Origin of the sequence: Marinimicrobium sp. UBA4509 (assembly GCF_002388575.1) — a bacterium.
Classification (GTDB): Bacteria; Pseudomonadota; Gammaproteobacteria; order Pseudomonadales; family Cellvibrionaceae; genus Marinimicrobium; species Marinimicrobium koreense.
The window spans coordinates 244,925-245,179 of record NZ_DGMV01000051.1; the positions used below are offsets into that span (position 1 = coordinate 244,925).

A 255-nucleotide genomic window follows, 5' to 3' on the forward strand; every position below is an offset into this window, starting at 1 on the left:
TGCAAGGCCAAGGCCAACGGCAACTACATCAACTCGATGTTGGCCCTGCGCGAGGCGCTGGACAGCGGCTGTGAAGAGGCCCTGCTGCTGGACAATGAAGGCTATGTGGCCGAGGGCAGCGGCGAGAATGTGTTCCTGGTGCGTGATGGCGTCCTTTACACGCCGGAGCTGACCTCCTGTCTGGACGGCATTACCCGCAACACCATTTTCCAGTTGGCGGCGGATTGCGGTTACGAAGTCCGGGAAAAGCGCATC

General features: G+C 60.4%; 1 protein-coding gene. It reads left to right on the forward strand.

The features are described from left to right. A partial coding sequence (locus tag B3520_RS10085) for an aminotransferase class IV (protein WP_286875968.1) occupies window positions 1–255 on the forward strand: 255 nt, incomplete at both ends.